The 21,516-nt window shown below is 34.3% G+C and carries 24 protein-coding genes; 11 read left to right on the top strand and 13 right to left on the bottom strand.

The annotated features are described in order from the left end of the window. Both fdhD and MWJ95_RS12285 read right to left on the bottom strand, forming a co-directional pair. Positions 1-813 carry a formate dehydrogenase accessory sulfurtransferase FdhD gene (fdhD, locus tag MWJ95_RS12290; protein ID WP_249072806.1) on the bottom strand — a complete coding sequence of 271 codons (813 nt, stop codon included), beginning with the start codon at positions 811-813 and terminating at the stop codon, positions 1-3. Between the two features lie 14 nt (positions 814-827). Continuing rightward, the gene (locus MWJ95_RS12285) at positions 828-1,175 is read right to left on the bottom strand and encodes a Na-translocating system protein MpsC family protein (protein ID WP_249105791.1); all 348 of its coding nucleotides are present in this window, start codon (positions 1,173-1,175) and stop codon (positions 828-830) included. 593 nt (positions 1,176-1,768) lie between these two features. Between MWJ95_RS12285 and fdhF the strand changes: the two genes are divergently transcribed. The 3 genes from fdhF to MWJ95_RS12270 are packed head-to-tail and all read left to right on the top strand — an operon-like array spanning position 1,769 to position 6,246. Then, positions 1,769-4,702 (top strand): formate dehydrogenase subunit alpha, encoded by a 2,934-nt coding sequence (gene fdhF / locus MWJ95_RS12280; protein ID WP_249105789.1) that lies wholly within the window; start codon positions 1,769-1,771, stop codon positions 4,700-4,702. 4 nt (positions 4,703-4,706) lie between these two features. Next, positions 4,707-5,183 (top strand): helical membrane plugin domain-containing protein, encoded by a 477-nt coding sequence (locus MWJ95_RS12275; protein WP_249072808.1) that lies wholly within the window; start codon positions 4,707-4,709, stop codon positions 5,181-5,183. A gap of 16 nt (positions 5,184-5,199) precedes the next feature. Then, positions 5,200-6,246, top strand: a complete 1,047-nt coding sequence (locus tag MWJ95_RS12270) for an Mrp/NBP35 family ATP-binding protein (RefSeq protein ID WP_249072809.1) — start codon at positions 5,200-5,202, stop codon at positions 6,244-6,246. A 91-nt stretch (positions 6,247-6,337) separates the two neighbouring features. Here the strand turns inward: MWJ95_RS12270 and MWJ95_RS12265 are convergent, their stop codons facing one another. The 3 genes from MWJ95_RS12265 to MWJ95_RS12255 form a co-directional block, all read right to left on the bottom strand. Then, on the bottom strand, positions 6,338-6,625 hold the full coding sequence (locus MWJ95_RS12265; RefSeq protein WP_049667586.1) for a hypothetical protein: 288 nt from the start codon (positions 6,623-6,625) through the stop codon (positions 6,338-6,340). A 97-nt stretch (positions 6,626-6,722) separates the two neighbouring features. Then, positions 6,723-6,923 (bottom strand): hypothetical protein, encoded by a 201-nt coding sequence (locus MWJ95_RS12260; protein ID WP_249105787.1) that lies wholly within the window; start codon positions 6,921-6,923, stop codon positions 6,723-6,725. Positions 6,924-7,183: 260 nt separating this feature from the next. After that, complete coding sequence (locus MWJ95_RS12255; protein WP_249072811.1) at positions 7,184-7,948, bottom strand: hypothetical protein; 765 nt, start codon at positions 7,946-7,948, stop codon at positions 7,184-7,186. Positions 7,949-8,591: 643 nt separating this feature from the next. Between MWJ95_RS12255 and MWJ95_RS12250 the strand changes: the two genes are divergently transcribed. Continuing rightward, positions 8,592-9,038 (top strand): GNAT family N-acetyltransferase, encoded by a 447-nt coding sequence (locus MWJ95_RS12250; RefSeq protein ID WP_249072812.1) that lies wholly within the window; start codon positions 8,592-8,594, stop codon positions 9,036-9,038. Between the two features lie 158 nt (positions 9,039-9,196). Continuing rightward, positions 9,197-9,658, top strand: a complete 462-nt coding sequence (locus MWJ95_RS12245) for a DUF4365 domain-containing protein (RefSeq protein WP_249072813.1) — start codon at positions 9,197-9,199, stop codon at positions 9,656-9,658. A gap of 386 nt (positions 9,659-10,044) precedes the next feature. Here MWJ95_RS12245 and MWJ95_RS12240 read toward each other — a convergent pair whose 3' ends face one another. Both MWJ95_RS12240 and MWJ95_RS12235 read right to left on the bottom strand, forming a co-directional pair. Further along, complete coding sequence (locus MWJ95_RS12240; RefSeq protein WP_249072814.1) at positions 10,045-10,251, bottom strand: hypothetical protein; 207 nt, start codon at positions 10,249-10,251, stop codon at positions 10,045-10,047. 20 nt (positions 10,252-10,271) lie between these two features. Beyond that, positions 10,272-10,526, bottom strand: coding sequence for a hypothetical protein (locus MWJ95_RS12235; protein WP_249072815.1), 255 nt, complete (start codon positions 10,524-10,526; stop codon positions 10,272-10,274). A 260-nt stretch (positions 10,527-10,786) separates the two neighbouring features. On the opposite strand from MWJ95_RS12235, the gene MWJ95_RS12230 reads away from it, so the two are divergent. The 3 genes from MWJ95_RS12230 to MWJ95_RS12220 all read left to right on the top strand — a co-directional run bounded on the left by MWJ95_RS12230 (position 10,787) and on the right by MWJ95_RS12220 (position 13,108). After that, complete coding sequence (locus MWJ95_RS12230) at positions 10,787-11,314, top strand: DUF6241 domain-containing protein (RefSeq protein WP_249072816.1); 528 nt, start codon at positions 10,787-10,789, stop codon at positions 11,312-11,314. 354 nt (positions 11,315-11,668) lie between these two features. Next, complete coding sequence (locus MWJ95_RS12225) at positions 11,669-12,268, top strand: exosporium glycoprotein BclB-related protein (protein ID WP_249072817.1); 600 nt, start codon at positions 11,669-11,671, stop codon at positions 12,266-12,268. Positions 12,269-12,694: 426 nt separating this feature from the next. Next, complete coding sequence (locus tag MWJ95_RS12220; RefSeq protein ID WP_249072818.1) at positions 12,695-13,108, top strand: hypothetical protein; 414 nt, start codon at positions 12,695-12,697, stop codon at positions 13,106-13,108. Positions 13,109-13,540: 432 nt separating this feature from the next. Here MWJ95_RS12220 and MWJ95_RS12215 read toward each other — a convergent pair whose 3' ends face one another. From MWJ95_RS12215 to MWJ95_RS12205, 3 genes are all read right to left on the bottom strand, one after another. After that, a complete protein-coding gene (locus MWJ95_RS12215) occupies positions 13,541-13,918 on the bottom strand; it encodes a hypothetical protein (RefSeq protein ID WP_249105785.1) in 378 nt (125 codons plus the stop codon). 287 nt (positions 13,919-14,205) lie between these two features. Beyond that, positions 14,206-15,912, bottom strand: coding sequence for an AAA family ATPase (locus MWJ95_RS12210; RefSeq protein ID WP_249105783.1), 1,707 nt, complete (start codon positions 15,910-15,912; stop codon positions 14,206-14,208). A 434-nt stretch (positions 15,913-16,346) separates the two neighbouring features. Continuing rightward, positions 16,347-17,237 (bottom strand): helix-turn-helix domain-containing protein, encoded by an 891-nt coding sequence (locus tag MWJ95_RS12205; protein ID WP_249105781.1) that lies wholly within the window; start codon positions 17,235-17,237, stop codon positions 16,347-16,349. Positions 17,238-17,642: 405 nt separating this feature from the next. On the opposite strand from MWJ95_RS12205, the gene MWJ95_RS12200 reads away from it, so the two are divergent. The 3 genes from MWJ95_RS12200 (at position 17,643) to MWJ95_RS12190 (ending at position 18,914) form a co-directional block, all read left to right on the top strand. Beyond that, positions 17,643-17,867 (top strand): helix-turn-helix domain-containing protein, encoded by a 225-nt coding sequence (locus tag MWJ95_RS12200; protein WP_249105779.1) that lies wholly within the window; start codon positions 17,643-17,645, stop codon positions 17,865-17,867. Between the two features lies 1 nt (position 17,868). Continuing rightward, a complete protein-coding gene (locus tag MWJ95_RS12195) occupies positions 17,869-18,141 on the top strand; it encodes a helix-turn-helix domain-containing protein (RefSeq protein WP_249105777.1) in 273 nt (90 codons plus the stop codon). Between the two features lie 86 nt (positions 18,142-18,227). Then, on the top strand, positions 18,228-18,914 hold the full coding sequence (locus tag MWJ95_RS12190) for a lysozyme inhibitor LprI family protein (RefSeq protein WP_249105776.1): 687 nt from the start codon (positions 18,228-18,230) through the stop codon (positions 18,912-18,914). A 174-nt stretch (positions 18,915-19,088) separates the two neighbouring features. On the opposite strand, the gene MWJ95_RS12185 is transcribed toward MWJ95_RS12190, so the two are convergent. From MWJ95_RS12185 to MWJ95_RS12175, 3 genes are all read right to left on the bottom strand, one after another. Continuing rightward, complete coding sequence (locus MWJ95_RS12185; RefSeq protein WP_249105773.1) at positions 19,089-19,568, bottom strand: PH domain-containing protein; 480 nt, start codon at positions 19,566-19,568, stop codon at positions 19,089-19,091. 145 nt (positions 19,569-19,713) lie between these two features. Beyond that, complete coding sequence (locus MWJ95_RS12180) at positions 19,714-20,628, bottom strand: hypothetical protein (protein ID WP_249105772.1); 915 nt, start codon at positions 20,626-20,628, stop codon at positions 19,714-19,716. Positions 20,629-20,650: 22 nt separating this feature from the next. After that, entirely contained in the window at positions 20,651-21,130 is a 480-nt protein-coding gene (locus tag MWJ95_RS12175) for a carbohydrate-binding protein (RefSeq protein ID WP_249105770.1), read from the bottom strand. Between the last annotated feature and the right edge of the window lie 386 nt (positions 21,131-21,516).

Genomic DNA, 21,516 nt, shown 5'->3' with positions numbered 1-21,516 from the left:
TTAATCTCTTCCTTTCATTTTAGTAGGTAAATGAATACGTTCTTTGTGTGTATAAATATTAAGTGTATTTTGGCGAATAAAGCCTACCGTCGTAATACCGAGTTGCTCTGCCAATTGCAATGCTAATTCTGTTGGAGCCGATTTGGACAGCACAATTTCACAGCCAATCTTCGAAACTTTAAGTAAAATTTCAGATGAAATCCTTCCGCTAAATACGATAATTTTGTCCTGAATGCTAATGTTGTTTTTGAGGCAATAACCATAAATTTTATCTAAGGCATTATGACGCCCAATATCCATTCGGCTTAATATAACACCATTCGCATCACAAAGCGCGGCATTATGAACACCACCGGTCTGTTTGAATGTTTCAGCCAAATCTTGCATATCGCGCATTAAACGAAAACAATCATCTGTTGTAATTTGCACATGAATGCCTTCCATTTTTTTAGCTACTAATGCATCATTAGCAAACACAAACCCTTGGCGGCTCATGCCACAACAAGAAGTAATGTAACGTTTATTTTGAATTTGTTGAAAGTAAGGATTCACACGTTTTGTTTTAACATGCACAAACCCTTCCTTTTCTTGGTGCCAAATGGTTTCAATATCTTCGTAATCGCGAATAATTCGTTCAGAGGCCAAATAGCCAATAACCATATCTTCTACATACTCCGGTGTGCAAACCATCGTCACAAATTCTTGCTCATTAATCTTCACTGTGACCGCGTATTCTGTGACAACGGTATCTTCTATTTCTTTGATTTGATTACCTTCAACACGTATTATTTCTCTTGCTACTGCACGTTCCATTTACGGCATCCCCTTTATTCACTAATATTATCTTCAAAAACAAAGACAGAAATAGCAAAATCCTCTTCAATTTTAATATCTGAAAATAAATGGAGTAACTTAGTGCCCATCAGGTCTTCCATGCCCTCTGGTGGTGATTTAGTATACAAATCTTGAATCATTCTTGTACGTGCAGCATGAACCATTTTTAACCCTTCAGGCGTACTCGCAATAAATTTTTCTGTTGGTGTGATATTACCATATAAAGTTGAGACAGCCATGTTCTCTACGAAAACAGTATGAATACGCTCTGGTCCTTTTCCAAATATATCTTTGCGTAGTTTTCGAATAATGTCGTTGAACTCATGCACTTTTTTTGACATTTTAACGATTCTCCCAACGTAATTAATCTTTTTATCCTATGTTTATGGGGGTCACCCTTACAGTTTGTTAATAATATAGCAACTTAAATAAAAATTAAAGAGAAAATATCCAATGATAATTATTCTCATTCAATAATTTTTATTATAATTATTGTCCATTTTGGCTGAAAAGGCTATAATAATTGGTATTACATATGGAATAAAAGTATTTTGATTCCTATGTCATGGTTTCATACAAAGAGTTTGAACTATAGGCATGGTGGTTTTAATATTTAAATTCTATAGTTATATTGGATAAAAAATAAAAGTTGATTGAATTTTTAGCAAGGCCTGTTAAGAATTTTATCCACCATGAATAAATAGCATGTTAGTACATGCCTTTTCATGGTGGATTTTTTTATTTTTGCGCAATATCAACACCGACAACTAATACTTAATGTTTCTACATCTATGTTGGTGTAGACAATGGACAAATCGGGAAATGACATGATAACAAGACAATCAAAATAAAAACTCGTAACGCTATTCCCGATTGATCCTAAGTATTAACCTGTTGTCAAATAAGTCTCAAAGAGCAAAAGGAGGAAAATACTTTGACTACAATTAAAATTAATGGCCAACCGTACGATGTAGCAGAGGGAGCTACAATACTTGATACCATTAATCAAAATGGCATCGCCCATCCACAAATTTGTCATGTACCATCTGTTGATCCTATCGAAACTTGTGATACATGTATCGTCGAAGTGAATGGACAATTAGTTCGCTCTTGTTCAACAAAGGCAGTAAACGGCATGGATATCCAACTTACTTCTGATAAAGCGAAAGCTGCACAAACAGAAGCGATGGATCGTTTACTAGAAAATCATTTGCTGTACTGTACAGTTTGTGATAATAACAACGGAAATTGTACATTACACAACACTGCAGAATTAATGGAAATCGAACATCAAAAATATCCTTATCAACCAAAAGTTGAACCGCATGAAGTAGACATGTCACACCCGTTTTATCGATATGATCCGAACCAATGTATCGCATGTGGTCAATGTGTAGAGGTTTGTCAAAATTTACAAGTTAATGAAACATTATCTCTTGATTGGGAAGCGGAAAGACCAAAAGTAGTTTGGGATGAAGGCGTTGCCATTAACGATTCTTCATGTGTAGGCTGTGGTCAATGTGTTACCGTTTGTCCATGTAATGCCTTAATGGAAAAATCAATGCTTGGCGAAGCTGGTTTTATGACGGGGCTTAAACAAGAAACATTAGATCCGATGATTAGTTTAATTAAAGAAGTTGAGCCAGGTTATAGCGGTATCTTTGCTGTTTCTGAAGTCGAAGCTGCTATGCGTAGTAAACGTACGAAAAAAACAAAAACAGTTTGTACTTTCTGTGGGGTAGGTTGTTCATTCGAAGTTTGGACAAAAGACCGCAAAATTTTAAAAGTGCAACCTTCTGATGGTCCTGTAAATGCTATTTCTACTTGTGTAAAAGGAAAATTCGGCTGGGACTTCATCAACTCTGAAGAACGAATTACAAAACCATTAATTCGAAAAAATGATGCATTTGTTGAATCTTCATGGGATGAAGCGCTTGACTTAATCGCTTCTAAACTAGGTGGCATTCAAAAAGAATTTGGTTCTGGTTCTGTCGGCTTTATTTCTTCTTCAAAAATTACAAACGAAGAAAACTACTTAATTCAAAAAATGGCACGTCAATTATTCGAAACAAACGATGTCGATAACTGTTCACGCTATTGCCAATCTCCAGCTACAGATGGCCTACTACGCACAGTTGGTATAGGTGGCGATGCTGGAACGATCAAAGATATTGCAAAAGCTGGCCTTGTTATTATTGTTGGGGCAAACCCTGCAGAAGGTCACCCTGTTTTAGCTACTCGTGTAAAACGTGCCCATAAATTACACGGTCAAAAATTAATTGTTGCCGACGTTCGTAAACATGAAATGGCTGAGCGCTCTGATATCTTCATGCGTCCAAAGCAAGGTACAGACCAAGTATGGTTAATGGCCGTTACAAAATACATGATCGATCAAGGTTGGCATGATGAAGCCTTCATTAAAGAAAACGTGCACTTCTTTGACGATTTTAAAGATGTACTTGAAACATACACACTAGAATATGCAGAAAAAGAAACGGGCATTTCAAAAGAAACATTGATAAATGTTGCTGAAATGATTCGTGATGCTGACGGTACATGTGTACTTTGGGGTATGGGCGTTACACAAAATACAGGTGGCTCATATACATCAGCTGCAATTTCTAACCTACTTCTAGCTACTGGTAACTATCGTCGTCCAGGTGCAGGTGCCTACCCTCTTCGTGGTCACAACAATGTTCAAGGTGCTTGTGATATGGGTACACTACCAAATCTATTACCAGGTAATCAAAAAGTAATAGATGACGAAGCACGTAAGAAATTTGAAGAAGCATATGGTGTGAAAATCAAACCTGAACCAGGTCGTACGAATATGGCAATGTTAGATGCGATCATGGAAGGTAAAATGAAAGCCATGTATTTAGTTGGGGAAGATATGGCACTTGTAGATTGCGATGCTAACCATGTAGATAAAGTACTTTCACAATTAGACTTCTTTGTTGTCCAAGATTGCTTCCTTTCACGTACAGCACAATATGCGGATGTTATTTTACCAGCAGCACCTTCTCTTGAAAAAGAAGGTACGTTCACGAATACAGAGCGTCGTGTGCAACGACTATATCAAGTATTACCAACACTTGGTGAATCAAAAGCCGATTGGGAAATCCTTCAATTAGTAGCACGTCGCCTAGGTGCTGACTGGAATTACAGTCACCCAAGTGAAATCTTTGCTGAAATGGCTAGTCTTGCTCCATTCTTCTCGCAAGCGAACTATGATGTATTAGAAAATTGGGGTAGCTTCTGTTGGGGTAGCCATGATGGTAAAGACACACCTTTACTGTATAAGGATGGCTTTAACTTCCCTGACAAAAAAGCTCGTTTTGCTTTAAATGATTGGATTAGACCGGTTGAATATGAAGCACAATATGATTGCCATATTAACAATGGTCGTATGCTTGAACACTTCCATGAAGGTAATATGACAAATAAATCAAAAGGGATTCAATCGAAAGTACCTGAAATTTTTGTTGAAGTATCACCAGAACTAGCAAAAGAGCGTGGCATTGAAGATGGAGCTCTTCTTCGCTTAGTGTCTCCACAAGGCGCATTAAAATTAAATGCCCTAGTGACAGATCGAGTACAAGGAAATGAACTATTCTTACCAATGAACTCTGTTAGCAAAGATTCAGCGATTAATTTCTTAACAGGACCGGCTGGAGACATCAATACATCGACACCAGCGTACAAACAAACAAAAGTACGTGTAGAAGTATTGAAACAAAAAGGAAAATCGCCACTTCCTAGAACAAACCCACGTTATAAAAAACGTCATCCACAAAATGGTGTTGAGGTACAACGTAAATGGAATCGTCCTGGTTACGTTCACTTAACAACTAACGAAAGGGAGTGATTTCATGGCTGCACCAATTACGACAATTAAGAAAGCACAAGTAACAGAAGAACAACTAAAGGAAGAAAAGTTAGACAATTTAAAGCAGCTTCTTTCTGAGAATGAAGAAATGGTGAATCAGGTCTTTACGATCATGGCCGAATTAAATGACATTGGCGCGCTAGAAGCAGCTACGAAACTACTTGAAGCTAAAGAAGATGTAGCACATATTGCTCTAGGCCAATTAACGCGTAAGCCTGTTACGAATATCATCAACAACTTAATGGGTGTTGCAGGAGCATTAACTGAACTGAATCCAGAAACAACAACAAAGCTTATTGAGAGCTTAAATACTGGCTTAGATGAAGCGAACAAAGCCGCTGAATCTGACGAAAAAGTTAGTGCCTTTAAGTTGTTCAAAATGTTAAACGATCCAGATGTTAATCGTGCCGTAAACTTTGGCGTTCACTTCTTAAAAGGGCTTGGCAAAGGCCTAAAATAGGAGGGTAATTTCTTACATGCTAACGAACGAACACATTTTAAAAACTTTACAGAAAATCGATGATCCAGAGCTTCATAAAAGCATCGTTGACTTGAATATGGTACGCAATATTCAAGTCAACGGTACTGATATCTCACTTGATATTATCTTGACTATTCCTGGATGTCCTTTGAAAGCTAAAATCCAACAAGATGTTGAGGAAGCGTTGAAGGCGATCGGTGCATCAAAAGTCTCCATTACATTTGGTTCTATGACAGATGACGAACGTCGTAGTTTAACAGCTTCTTTAAAATCAGAAAAAGTTACGGATAAAGGTATGCCTAAGATGCTGCTACCTGATTCTGGTGTCAAATTTATAGCAGTTACTAGTGGTAAAGGTGGCGTCGGTAAATCTACCGTGACAATTAACCTAGCAGTAGCTCTTGCCCGTCTTGGAAAGCGTGTAGGTATTTTAGACGCCGACATATATGGATTCAGTATTCCGGCCATGATGAAGGTTCATCAAAAACCAACAATGATTGACCAAACAGCTATTCCAGTAATAAGTCATGGTGTAAAAATCATGTCGATGGGCTTTTTCACAAACGAAAACCAACCTGTCATGTGGCGTGGTCCAATGCTCAACAAATGGATTCGCAATTTCCTTGTCAATACACATTGGGATGAATTAGATTATCTCCTTATCGATTTACCACCTGGTACAGGAGATGTAGCCATTGATATGGCGGCAATGATTCCACAAGCACAGGAGATTATTGTCACAACACCACACCTTGCAGCTTCTCATGTTGCTTCCCGTGCAGGTCTGATGGCTCAACATACGAACCATACGATTCTTGGTGTTATTGAAAACATGGCTTACTTTGAAAATTCAAATGGTGAAAAGAACTATTTATTCGGTCAAGGTGGCGCAGAAAAACTAGCAGATGAGCTTCAGACAAGTATCATTGCTCAAATTCCATTTGCGCAACCTGAGGAAAATACAGGTTCTTCCGTTTATGATGAAGACTCCATTATCGGCGAGGTATTTACTCACCTTGCAGAAGATTTGATGTATCAATAAAAATGCAGGATAAAACAAGTAAACCCTTGGCTCGTTCTTATACGAGACAAGGGTTTTTTTCATGGAGCCAAACACTCCCCTACTATTTAATTCAATAGCCTGCCTTCTTTAAAACCTGCATAAAATAAAAACGGTACGTATTTTTAACGAAAGAATCTAAAGGCAGCCCAACATTTAATTGATACTTAGTAAAAATAAAATAAAAACGCTTATCCCATTTTAACCGTAATAATTCCCCAGCATCTTCACCGTATTTTTCCGTAAATTCCTCAATTAAAGGTTCAATCATATAGTAGCAATAGTCTTTTAAGTTTGCGAGGGCCTCTATATCTTTCTCCTTTTGAAATCGTGTAATCCAATCTACTAATTGTTCGTTCATGTTAATATCCATCTCTCTTACATTGAGTTTCTTCCTATATTATAACTCTTTTTATAAGTTTTCGCTCTTCTCATGTAGATCTAAATTGATCCTTATGCTAATTTACAAGCCCTTTATTATAGTCAATCCACTTTTCCACTTCTCTCTCTACGGCTCGATTCTGCCATTCAAACCAAAAACCGGAACATTCACTACAGTGACTGTCTACCCCACTTTTATTTTGCATATCTATACGCGTAAATATAGTTTTTTTACGACAGCTGTAGCAGTAAATTTCTTTCTCTTTATCAAATTCCATCACGATCAACTCCAACATTTTTACACATATTTCTTTCCGTTTTTTATGTAAATTATTCTAATAAGGAATCTTTAACGGGGTGAAATAGCATGAAAATGAAGCTTTGTATATGATGCATGTACGGAAATCGGCTGGATGAAGGGAAATCTACGACAAAGAAGGTACTTTCTTATATCGTTTTTGGTCAAAAAGAAGAATAAATACAACAAAATAGCCCCCTTATCAAATAAATAAGAGGGCATTCTATAATTTCTAATCTATTACTTATCTTTAACTGGCTTTAGTGAATTCATTGGAAGATAAACAGCATTATCGAGTTTTCCTTCTAAGTCATCAGTTACATATATATAACCATTAATTTCACGATCATACCTTGAAAAAACAGTACTTCCCTTTTTCATCATTCTTTCAGTTTTAGATTCTTTTAATGGTACGCTCTTCCCCTCTGCATCTCTTGTTAGTTCATAACGTACACCTCTTTCTCTCGATATTGTCTCAACGATTTTAAGGTCTGTACCAGGATACTCAAGACAAGATTCCTCACTGCCATCACCACTGTCACAATACTTCAGTAGTTGTCCATTCTTTGTATTCTCGAAATAAATACCCCATGGTCCTTCTAGTTTGAAGTACGATCCGTAATATTTGCTATTATTAATACCATCACGAGTACTAACAATATAAGTTGGATTGTTATAGAAAGATGAACGAATTTCTATTGGTACTTCTTTGAAAACTACTAAATCCGTTGCTTGAACGCGGTATTCCCCCATCTGGTAAAATATTTTGCCATCATATTTTTCGATATCATACGTTCTAAAGAATTTATTTCGCTTAACCATTAACGAATCAAATGTGCCATTTGGATTTTTCTTGTACACCTTGATATCTTTTTTAAAGGTCATTTTTCCCGTTTGCCCTTTTACAACTTCTGCTCCATCATACATCACTTTTGCTTCTGATTTCGTTGGATTTACTACCGCAAATACAAATGCTGCCAGTAACACAATCAATAATTTTTTCATTATTTCCCCCTACACCGTTTTATCTTAGATTCAGTATGATTTACTAATAATCTATATTCTACCATCCACTGTATAATAATGTTAGTGTTAATTCGGTCCCCAATTGATTATAGAAAGGCTTTAGCCGTTCTCTATAATGCTTTGTCCTTCATATTTAAAGCAGTCTAATACAAAAAAACACCCTCACTTGAACCCCACATCCAATTATTAGATATGTCTAATAACCGGAGAGGCGCGGTTCATCACAGAGAGGTCTTTTTATGGTTGATAAAGGCTAATTATTAACTTAATCCTGCTTCCAATAATCAGACAGGACCTGCTTCGTAAAATTTCTGTGCCACCATTGCCGGTCTGAAACGCGTATCCGTAAAGTGATCACCGTCGCCTACAATCAGGCGGAACTAGGCCGCGCCGTCTGGACATATTCGGATGCCAACCGTAGTTCCTTCCTTGTGGCAATGCGTTATCTTGGTAGAAATAGATACTTTTTGGTGTCGGTAGCGAGTAGAACGTTTTAAGATCCAATTTCTCGAAAAGCGGCTTGGGCGATTAAGATTTATGGCATAATTAAATTATGGAATTTATATTATATTACCAAGCAAAACGGCAAACAAAAAATGATTTATCGGGGGGGAATTTTTTTATGCTAATTAGAAGTGCAAAAGTTAAAGATTGTAACATTTTAAGCAATTTAGCCTATAAGTCAAAAGCCTACTGGGGATATACAGAAGATTTTCTACAACAATGTAAAGATGATCTGACTGTAACTAAAGAGTACATAGAAGAAAATCCAGTTTATTTAATGGAGAGTGACAACAAGATAGTAGCATTTTATAGCTTTACAATTAATGAACGAAAATTAGATGCATTATTCATAGATCCTAATTATATCGGTAAAGGGTTAGGTAGAATGATTTGGGACCATTTATTAAATAAAGCAAAGGAGTTAGGAATAAACGAATTTACTCTTGATAGTGAACCTAATGCAGAAGGTTTTTATTTAAAAATGGGTGCAAAGAACATTGGCTCTACTCCATCTACAGTATTCCCTGACCGTCACCTTCCTCTAATGAAAGTTAAAGTATTTTAAAATGCATTATAAGGAAGACCAAGATGGCAATTAAGCTATCTTAGTCTCTGGTTTACCACGAAGCTATCAACATAAGTTTATCACCGCATATTATTATTTGGTAAATAGATACCAATAATAAGAACACTAACAAATTAGAATAACTCGGAGGAAGAATTATGCCAAATACTAATTGGACACAACTTAAGCCCCAACAATTGGGGAGATATGCAGAATATTATACTAAAATGGAGTTTGCCTCTTACGGATGCGATGTTTATACTTCGGAGGTGGATGACCACGGAATAGATTTTGTAGTGAAAGATAAGAATAACCGTTTCTGTGAGATACAAGTGAAATCCCTAAGAGGTACAGGCTACGTATTTATGCAAAAAAGCAAGTTTGATATAACAAATAAAAATCTTTATCTTGCTTTGCTTATATTTGAAGCTGGAAAGCTACCAGATATTTTCCTTATTCCATCTCAAGCTTGGGAAGTACCGAATGAAATATTTGTTGACAGAAATTATGATAAACCTGGACAAAAAAGCTTTCCAGAGTACGGAATAAACATATCTAAAAGAAACTATTCTTTACTCGAAATTTTTAAATTTGAAGATTCAATTCAAGATTTTTTATAAAAAAAGTACATATGAATTTAAATTTTATACAATCATTACATTAAAATAGCCCTCAAAACTTTGAAAAGTAAGATAGGAGGTTTTTCTCGTTTTTCATGACAGTTGCCTCATTTTAAAACACTTTAAACGGTTTAAATCAACATCCACTTCAAAAAGTCCTCCATTCAAGAATTGATTGGAGGATGATTCTGGTCTCGTAATATAATTTTAAGGGTACAAAAAAAGGGATAAAGTCATCCGGACCGAATCCCTGACCATATCCCTAATTTCTCTCAAACCCTTATCCCTAACGGCCTGAAACCTGCTTTTTGGACGTCCCAGGAGACATACTACAAATGCTAATACATCAATGGTTTACAGCTATATTAGACATGAAAACGCAATTTTCAGTTCTTACTAAATTTCAAAACAGCCAAATCAAACATCTTAAATAAAAACTTTAATGTAACAAATCCAGCTGAAATTAAAATCATAATATAAATAGAAAAATAAATTATACTTTTAAAATCATATATTACAGGTGGGTTGACAAACGCAATAGCAATTACAAAAGCCAAAATAAAAATAAAAAAATTACTATCTAAAAATTTCATAAGTAAACCCTCCTCAGTTTTTATTTTTTATTAAAGCCATCCATTTGTTTCACAAAAATCTGTAAAGAACCAATATCACCTTTTAAATTTTTGCACGCTTTAATAATACCATAAGTAATTACATGATAAAAAATAACTGCACCTGCCGTTCCTATCAAATATTTTGTGATAGAGATTAAAATTGCAGGAATGAAACTAGGTGTTATTTCACTATTTTGCATTTTTAAGCTTTTGTCAAAACCAATCTCATTATTCATCTGCTCTACTTCAGTCACTGATAAACTTTCAAAATAGGCTTCAGCATTGTTTACTAATTATGCGCTCATTAAATCAACCAACGCCATTTTGCGTTCGTTAAATGCAATTATGTAGGTACTCTGTATATCGGAGAGTACCTGTCACTTATACTGTACGTTTCAACTTTTCATTGCCATAACTACAGGTTATTTCAATATTGTGTTATTATTATCCTAATTACACAATATAAACCAACACAACATTGCATAATGATACAGAATTATAGAAGGGTGATAACATGAAAAGAAAAACAAAGGCGACTATCGTTATCATTGGAATATTGTTCACTTTTGGTGGAATTTTTGGTTACATCAAATTCACCGAACAAATAGAAAAACCTGCTCCCAAAAAAGAAAAAGCAATTGTTGAAAATGCTGGAGTACCGCTTGAAAATAAAATTGTTACAAAAGAAGAATTGCTTTATCCTGACAACTTAATAGAGCACAAAGTAAACGAAGCCATTCATAGCATGTCTCACCAAAAAGTGAAAGCTGAATCACAATGGGGTCGTGAGCAAATAACACAGGCCAAAGTTGACCGATTATTGGAAATTTCCAAAGAAAGCAATTATAAATTTAAAGAACTTTACGTTTCAATATTGGAAAGATGGTCGAAAGGTGATTTTTCTCATGCTGTAGAAGATCATAACGCAATTTGGGAGATGCAAGGTGGCGATGACTCAACAAATTCAGGGAGAGCAACTCGTTTGTTAAGCCCCGAGGAAGAAGAGCAGTATATAGAACAATTTTTCACAGACAAAAAATAGGCGGATTTTTTATTTGTAAGCTATTTTTCGTTTTGATATCTTAATATCAATTACATAAAACCTCCAATTACTAAGATACAAAAAAATCGGTGGAGGTTTTTAATCGCCATAATCCAAAGTACCAAATATACGTCTTCACTGAGACACCTGAACTTTAATAAGGACCTGTTACACATAACTAAAAATAAATCACGAGATCAGTAACATCGCTAAACGTCATTGCTTAACCGCTGTGACGTTTTTTTCTTTAGGCGGATAAATCATATGTAAATTGTTTTCAATCAATAGCATGATAGCCTTTGTCCTCCTCCCCTTTAACGCATATTATAAAGACAAAAAGGAGATAACCATTACATGAATAATTGTGGGAGTAATAATGAATCATTAACTATTAAAAAATGCGATAATTTCGGAACATTTACGGCTAATGATATTAATTGCATCAGTACTTCCATTCCTATTGGCGGATCCATAATTCCATTTTCCTCTGGATTTGAATTTATTTTAATCGGTGACAATTTTGGCAATGGTACTAACAATGTCGGTCTTATAGGTTTTGGTAGTTCTGTATCTTTAGTTCCTCTTATTGGTAATACAATTAACTTAATTGGACTTCCTAATGAAGCCTTCACTGTTTCACGTGGCGGTAATATTACATCTATTTCGGCGTCATTCACCTATTTAGGAGGGGTATTGGACTTAGAAACTGCGACAGTTCGAGCTCAGATATTCCGTGCACCTGTAGGTAGTAATAGTTTCACTGCTACAAGTGCAAGTGTTGATTTGGCTCCATCAATAACAGCACTTTCAGGAATAGGAGAAATATCTTTTGGAACAGCTAATATCCCACCTGTGTCGGTAGCTGTAGGTGATAGTTTAATTATGGTATTTCATGTATTGGAAGCAGGAGTCGCTATGGCTGGTTACGCAAGTGCAGGAATTAATATTGTTTAAAAATAACATCTCTTTCATCTAAACGAATGAGCATCAACCTTTATTTGCCCAACACCTCATATGCTCCCAATACTTAAAATATGCGCTTGCTAAATAGTCGTTTAATGTAATCGAACTCGTTGACACCCTAGCATCTCTACGAAATAACTGTACACTTTCATAGACTCTAGATGAAGATACATTTCCCCTTATGTTCTACTTCGATACGGCTCACTATTTAATTTGACTATCATATAGGAAATTCCCCATGAATCGTTGTGCTTTATCGATGAATAGACTTCTAAAGCAATTAGCCCTTATCGTGTCGTTGTTTAGTAACAGACAATCTCATTCATTACACATTTACCATTTCCCTACCAATGAACAATCTTCCATGTTATAATTTTGAAGGAAATTTATACTAGTTTACATTTAAAGGAGCACAAAATGATGTTTAAAGACCCTTGGAATCCTACACAAAAAGAAATAAAAAAATGGGCATATAGTGATGAAATGGAACCTGTGCAAGATTGGGAACTCGCCATCTATAAATTTGAAAATATACCGATGATTTGTACATTTGTTGAGGATGAGCAATGTAAACATACTTCTTATTTCCTTAATACCTTATATGTTTTCACAGGAGATACGGTTCGGGGAGAGGACAGAGGAAAAATTCAAAAGTTATCTCAATTACTAGGTACGATGGAAAATACAGCTGAATCAAAAGAACTTCAATTGTGGATTGAACGTTCTCAACTTCTCATTGAATATCCTGAATATTACCATTCCTCTTATTGGGGTCTTTGTTCAAGGTTTGTTTATGAAAATTTAGAATCGGGCGCAATTCCAAAGATTTAATTTCCGAAACAATAATAAATTTTTAACTCCAACAATCTAGGGCTTGCGTGATAACAATTCATTACACGCAAATCCTTTTGTTATGCTCTCACAACTAACCCTGTAACTCCACGCATGGGCTGTACAGCAACGACTAGATAACCTGTGTGAAATGATTCCTCTGCTCCACTATTAACGCTCACAGGTGCTATAGGCTCGTTAAACTCTCCTAAGAGGTAGTTAAGGAAATAGTTGTTAGGATTCCAATTAGCTTCCCCAATCAATATGTCGCTCGTTGAATTGTCCTAGAGTGTTAATGCGAATCCCTGTCTTGTACATCGTTAAAATAGCTGTTTACATCTCTCAGACCAATGAATGTACTTTTATCAATTAATGACACTAAGATTGCAATATCATTCGGCTTTGCTCCCTTTTTAAACTTCTTATCTACCTTCACATTAATTGCCAAAAGTTCAAGCTCAACCAACCATTGGTGAAACATTTGCCTAAGAACGATTTCAGAACCTTTAGGCGTGTTAGCTTTGTTTGATTCACTACATGCATACTATCAAGCCTTGAGTAAATAGTGTCTACTGTGATTTTTTCTAAATAGGTAACTCCTGTACTCCTTGAGAAATTCATCAGTACTGTATCATAATCCTTGATGGTACGTAGTCTATAGCCACTAACCTCCTGGCTTATAATAGTTCTCACCGCTTCTGAAAAGAGCTTGTAACGTGCAGCCGTTGACTTCTCCCCTTTGATAGAAGCGGTAAGCTCTTTAGTTGTCAGTGAGAAATCTACATCAAATAATCCCGACTTTTTGGTCATAAAAAAATCCTCCATTCAATTGAATTGGAAGATAATTTCGGTACTATATTCACGTAATTTCTTAGGGTAATAAAAAAGGGATTCAGTAACAGTGACCGAAGCCCTGACCGAATCCCTAGTTTCTCACAAATCCAATTGTATCAAAGGTTTGTGACTAATTTTAGGACGTCCCAGGAGGACATACCACAATGCTGATACATCAATAGTTAACAGCTATAATGTTTACCTTTTGTTTACCTTACTTTTTAGACCACCCATCATGGAGTGGTCTTTTTTTGCATGGTTTATTAAATATTGACTAGTTCTTTTTCATTTATTTCTTTGATTATTGATAATATTTCTGTTTCTATTTTACTTAAAAACAATTTTTGTTTATACTCATCTAATTCGTTACATATATAATCACATAAAGCCATCTTATCAAGACTTCTATTTACTATCTCTCCTCCATAATTATCTTTTCTCGTAGTCGTTTTATAAAACTTATCCTTTTCAAAATCTTGAGGCAGAGTTAATAAGTTTTCAACACCTATCTTGAAAAGTTCATTTTCTTCATTTTTGGGTGACTTACGAATAAATAAATTTGCATAATCAAAATCTTCATCTTTAGCTTTAGTGTCCGAATCATATAAAAGTAAAAATTTATTGTCATAGACATTATTATTCGACAATAAATATTCTTTTGTTTGATTTAAAGCTGTATCACCTGTGAATTTGTCACCAGCTGCTTCTTTTCTACCTATCCATTGGACAATAACAGGTAGGTGATTTATACCAAAGACTTCTAATGCTTTATTAATATATTTCTCATCTGTAGGTCCTTCAACTAAAACTATTAATTTATCTTTATCATAATTCAATTTGATATCAAAAGCTTGAGTCACCGCTTGTTTGGGTGTCCAACCAAAAAAGCTAGGTTCTGGTTCTACATAAACACCACCCTCACTTTTTCCTAAAACAATAATTTTATCTTTTTCTTGCTTCTCATTATGAATTACGAACGGAGAATGTGTTGCTACAATAAGTTGTGAAGTTTGTATCTCACTATTATTTTTAAAGAGTGATTTATAAAAATCTAAAATTTTTATTTGCCAGTTAGGGTGTAAACTTATTTCAGGTTCATCTATAAGAACAACTGCACCTTGCGTCGAAAATTTATTTTTAAGAAGAAAGCTTCCACGAAATACTATTTGTTTCTCACCCGAACTTAGATTATTTAATGATATTTCTTTACCATGCTCATCAAATATTATTTTCTTCCCTTCTTGAGTATTAACAATCTTTTTAAATTTTTTCGTAGGAAACATAGAATGAAATGCATTTTTAAACCTACTCATTCGTTTATCTCTAATACCCTCTGAGACCAATCTATCCTGATTATTTCCAGCCCACTCAGAAAATTCGCTACTATCTAATGCTTCAATATCAATTAATAGTTGAGTAATTTCAGTTGCTAAATTTTCTGAAGATCTAATATTTCTTTGAGCTAATAAATCAACATCTAAAGAAGATATTGATCTAATATCATTTGGATTATAATTTACTTCGACATCTGAAAAAATACCTTTAAAGATGCTTTTCACTTCTAAATCCATAAAAACAGTACCGTCAAATGGAATTGGATCTCCATCTTCTTGAGAAATACTTGATATTAAACCGTACCAATTATTACCAAAAGAAAAGTCTTTAGTAATAGTGAGTTCATTTTTACTACTGTTTCTTCCGATTATGTTTTTTAGCTGCTCAGAAGCACAAAGTCCTTTTATTTCATCTTCGTTCAATTCAAAGACGAATGTTTGTTTTTCATCAGTTACTATTCTTGGTGGTTCTAAGTTTATAATATTATAAATAATATTTAATATTGTTGACTTCCCTGTGCCATTTTCTCCAGCTAGTAAAATAGTATTAAATGGCATACCATTTGTATCACAAAAATTTAAATTCAAATTCCCTAATATTGGATTATTTACTATGTTAATGGATTTAATTTTCATGTTTTTCTCCCTATGATATTTGTTTTATGTTTTACGAATTAGCACTTGATTAATAAAATTTCTCGTGATGTTATTAGCTGTTCATTTGTTAAATTTATCATTTTTACATCTCAACAAACTAAAGTAAATCAATCAATCTTGTTATTTAATATTATTTCATTTTTATCTTAATCTTATAGTCACTACTCCTTTTTCTAAGTTTATAGAACTATTTTTTCTTCAACTAACCAGCTCCTATAGTATAATAATACCTCATAGCAATTTTATTTGGATAACTATTTCCATTGTTAATTCCTTTATTTATCATTAATTTTATTCACAGTTGAGGAGGCTTTCTAATTTTAAATTTCTTCATATTGACCTAATAAATCAAATATTGTTAGTTGGACCTGATGCTCCATATATTTAAAATGAGACATATAATATTACCCTCTCTACCACTCCAACCAATTATCAATCGCTGGTCTATTATTTGTTGATTGTGGAATGACATCACGTTCATTTAACCAATTATAGAAAGGCACTGGACGTTCTTTAGATGGAGTTTCATCTATAGATGGTGATTTATTAGACATGCTTTTTATTCGCTCCACAGCCTTACTATATGCCCCTACAAATATAGCTCTTAATGTACTAGCAATTGTTAATGTACCGTTCGCAATATCTCTCGTAATTTTAAACAGTACATTTTTAGCAGTGTGGAAGGCTTGTACCGTATCAATTTGAGTAGCCAATATGCACTTATGCAGTTGGTCTTTTAAATCGTCACGTAAAGGCAACGAGTGCATGAAGTCGAATAACATCACTTGGTACTCATTCATGTATTCTTTTTTCTTTTCAGCTTGCAAAGCTAATTCATTTTCAAGACTCATAATATTATTTGCTTGTTTAGAACTTAAAAGATTAAAAGAATTAGATGGTTGGTTTTCAGATTGTGTACAACAAACCTCGTCATTACTAGCTTTGTCGGCTATCTCTCGTTGGGACACGCTCGATGGGACATAAGGTAAAATGCGATAAATACTAGCCCCTTTGATACCGTTTAATTTCGTACCTGGTACTTTTTCGATGATGCCCTTCTCAACTAATTTCTTAATTGAACGGTAAACTGTCTTTGTACTGATCTCCAATGATGCAGCAATTGTTGCAGCTTTCAAATGACAAGCCCCTGGATACTCTAAGCTGTGACTAGCAAGTTTGAAAACGATGGCACGCTCTGATTCAGTCAAATCATAGTAATGTGCTGCCATGTGATTTTCTACAGCTGTGTCCATATCTGCTATTGATTCAAATGTTTTATAAGTTGCTAAGTATTCAAATGCCATCGTTTTTCACCTCACTTTCATTCCAGCTTCCTACTACTTAAACTCTTCTTCTACAGCTGCTAAATCCTCGTTTATAATCCCTAGTAACATAGTTGCGAACTCAACAACTTCATTGGATTCATTGTGCTTGATAGTTCCTTTCAAATGACCCTACACCCCTTCACCGTTGATAATTACGAGCATTTGTTCTAAAAATAGTTAGAACGTTCTTGCTCTAGTTTGAAATAATTGTTTATTATAATTCCGTCTTTCGTTTTTTAATTTCGCAATTCGGTTTTAAATTACGAATAAACTCTTTAAACACATATTACATTTACGAATTTCGTAAGTCAAATAAAAATTGCGTAAATGTATTATGTATTTTATTATTTAATTACGGATAAATAAGAATAAGGTGGTGAGTAGATGGCGAAGATAGTTAAGTTAAAATTGAGGGTTTTACTTGCAGAACGTGAATGGGAACAAAAAGATTTAGCGGAGCGAACTACACTTTCAGCTCGTACAATCAGCGAGTTGTACAACAATAAGACTAAAAGTTATACAAAGCACGCGATCAATGAGCTAGTGAATGTTTTTGATATTAAAGACATGAATGAACTATTCACAATAGTAGAAAATGAGGTGGAGTGATTTGAATTTTAATGAAATTGATACAGGTAAAATTCTAAAAACTATTCGAAAACACGCTGGATTAACACAAGAAGAACTAGCTCATAAATTAAATACAGGTCAATCTACAATTTCTAAAATAGAAAGAAATGAAACCACAATGTATTTAGATTTTTTAATGGAATGTGCCAAAATGACCGGTACTCAAGAAATGGTAGTTGAAATGCTTTTCGGGAAAGAAGTAGCTGAAAAGGCTAAGGAATTAATGTTGAATGTTTTACAAACAGATAACTAATCACAGTTGTCTGTTTTTTTATATGTACTTTTTCCACCAAATTACCTAGAATGGTAATTACGGAAGTAAAAGGGGGATTTTGTGTAATGAAAAAACTAATTTATGTTGGTGCATTATCAGCATTATTACTCGCTGCATGTGGTGAGGAAGCAAAACTAAAAGATAAAGCATCAGCTGAACCTCAAGAAAATGCAGAAAACGACTATGAACCTCAAGAAAACGACAATGAGCCTACATGGGGCACAATCAAATATGGTAATCTTGCCGATTTAAAGACTGACATTACAGATGCAAACGGTACATCTGGCATTCAGATTGGAGATAGTACTCCTATAATGGACATGGCAGCTAACTCAGAAGTAACTGAAAAAGAGGATGCTTCATCACAAACAGAATCTATAAACGAAGATACTCCTATGCAAACAGATACCACTTCAGCAAATGATATATCAAGAAGTTCTAGTTATTCGAAATCCATCCTATATGCTTTTGATCTAATGAATAATGCATCCGATACAATATCCATGCGGGAAGCAGATGAAGCTTGGGATTATGAGCTTAACAGAATCTATGGTCTATTAAGAAAAAAACTTTCACCAGAAAATATGGATGCGCTAAAAAAGGAGGAACTAGCTTGGATTAAATCACGGGATAGAGAGGTAGGAGATCCGGAGGAAGTGGGCGTTATGACAGCACTAGAAATTCGTACTTCCTTAACAAAAGAAAGAACGCTGTATCTAATTGATATGTATTTTGATGAAAGAGAATATTGAATTCTTCAAAACCAAAGAATAGCATCATTAAGGAGAGTTTAGCGACCGTTCGGAATATAGCATAGGGATTACATGGAAGTTTATTAGCACACGGGATAGTGGAGAAGTTGTTTAAAACATTCCAAAAACCAGGCGCTCATAATAATGAGTACCTGGTTTTTTCTATTATGTGTCCTATTTAACCATGCTTAAAGCATGATCTAATTCATTTAGCCAGTGTTTCCCGCCATAAACGACAAAAATTGTTTCATTATCTTCTTCATCAAGAATATGAATTCTTTGCGTTATAAGAAGATTTAAACCGAGTTTAGCCTGATCTACTTCATCTAAATTTACTTCCCAATATAAATTAGGATTTAAATTTATAGCATGGGCGCAAAAAATTAAACGTTGATTTGTTAATAATAGTCGCCCACCATCCGATTTAGTTGCGCTATAATACATATTCGCTACACCTGAGCGTATAGGAAATTCATTTTTATTCATTTCAATCTCATGGAAGAAGATTTTTTTATTTGTGAGTTTGAAATCATTAGAATCATAAGTAATTTGTTTTGCTTCTGATGTAATAATATAACTACCACAGTACTCACAAATATTTTCAGTTGGATCAAATGTTGCAGCACAGTTTGGACAATTTAAAGCTTTAACCATTGCTTCATCGCTCCTAATTATGTATATGAAAAATACGTCTTTAATTAGAGTATACTTTGAATTACCAAATATACCAATCATATAAATAAAAAAAGCCCAGGCTCAAAATTAATTGAGTACCTGGGCTTTTGATGAACTGCTTACCTTAGTTATTAGAAAGTTTAAATGAGCTTGAATCTAATACTGAATTAAGTTCAATTTCATTAGTTATTATTGATTCTTTAACATTTCCATTTGAATCAATTGCTTTAAACACTAATAATATGCCTGTTTTTTGATCAACTTCTAATTCGAAATCTTGAGCATTGTAACGTGTCGCATAATCATTATTCAACTTTCCTTGAATTACAAAAGTCTTAATCCCTGAAATATTTCCTTCACCAGTGATATTCCAAGAATCAGTATTCTCTAATAACCCCATAGCTATGTCTTCAGGGAATAAAGAAGTTTTTGCTATTCCCATTAAAGATGGATCAACCCTTTTTATATATGCTTTTTCTCCACCTGGCATTTTTTCAATACGTTCTTCCATTGTTGTACCTTTTTTAAACTCACGTTCTTCCTTAGTAGCTGGTCTCGCTTCTACAGTTGAAGTTTGAGCATCAGCACTTCTTGCTAAACCATTTATTTGGTTATCGGCTGATCTACTTTTAGTAAAAGAATTCCCATCATATAAACTTTCTTCATATCCAGGCTCAAAAGATGCTTTTTTAAAAGAATTATCTTTTGAATTAAATTCGAGACTTTGTACTTTTTCATATGATTTAGGATTTTCTGTTAGATTAACGTTGTATTCAACATTCAAATTATATTTCCCTGAATTACTATAATAAGTAAATGAACCTTTTGCAGTTTTAAAATTATCTATAGAATTTAACATCAAGTTTTGAACATTTATTTTTTCTGAATCTATATTTTTTATAACATCTGCAGAATCATAAGTTGCAGCTTCAGCTGTTATACTTCCAGAATATTTTTCGCTATTATTGGAACTAACTAATAATGCCCCAGAACCAATAATAGATGCCATCATTAGTGGATAAACAATTCTTTTTTTCATTATTAAGCCTCCTAATTTTATATTAATAAACAAGTTTCGTTGCATCTGCACCAATAGTTCCTGATTTAGTAGATTGACCAGGAGATAAATTGATAAAATGATGAGTCCCTTTATATTGTTTCAAATAAGTCCAACCAGTAGGTGCTGTATTTTGATTTACATTAACCCATCCTCCATATTCTCCTATTTGATATGCAGCACTTGGACAATTGAACGAAGGATTAGCTAAATATACATAATAAGATGCATTTACCGACTGAACGTTGTAATGCCATAAATAATAGGCACCAATGCTAGATGTATTAGCAGGTATTGATCTATAGTCATTATTATAGCCAGAACCAGAACTCCACTTCCAAGGACCTTCTGATTGGTTCCATCCTGGTTGACTAGATGTAGCATCATTATCTACAATTGCTGTAGCAGCGAATGCAGATGGCATTACTAAAATAAAACTAAAGACTGCTAATATTAAACTTCTTAGAATATTTTTTTTCGTCATTTTGCTAACTCTCCCATGTATTTATTGTATTCATTAATCATCACTGTAATTAAAATTTTCATGTGAATTTTAATGCGGTCTTACTTTGAAATGTTATAACATAACTGTACTACCTCGAGTTACCATTACCTTAACATTACTTAAAGAGGGAATTCAATCGAATATTCACGCCAATAAGTGTCGTTATAAACGCCATTTTTTGACGGTATTCGACTATTTTTCTTGATTCACGCCAAGTCACGCCACTTATCACGCCATTTTTTGGCGCACTCGTAATTTTATTTAATAAGAAAGTAAGGTTTTTTGTGAACTTATCACTAGAACACTTGAAATCTTAATTTATTTTTGTCCACACATTTTAGTAATAACTTTCAAAAAGCTGTCAA

Origin of the sequence: Lysinibacillus sp. Bpr_S20 (assembly GCF_023337835.1) — a bacterium.
Lineage (GTDB): Bacteria > Bacillota > Bacilli > Bacillales_A > Planococcaceae > Lysinibacillus.
This window is presented reverse-complemented; position numbering and strand designations above follow the sequence as displayed.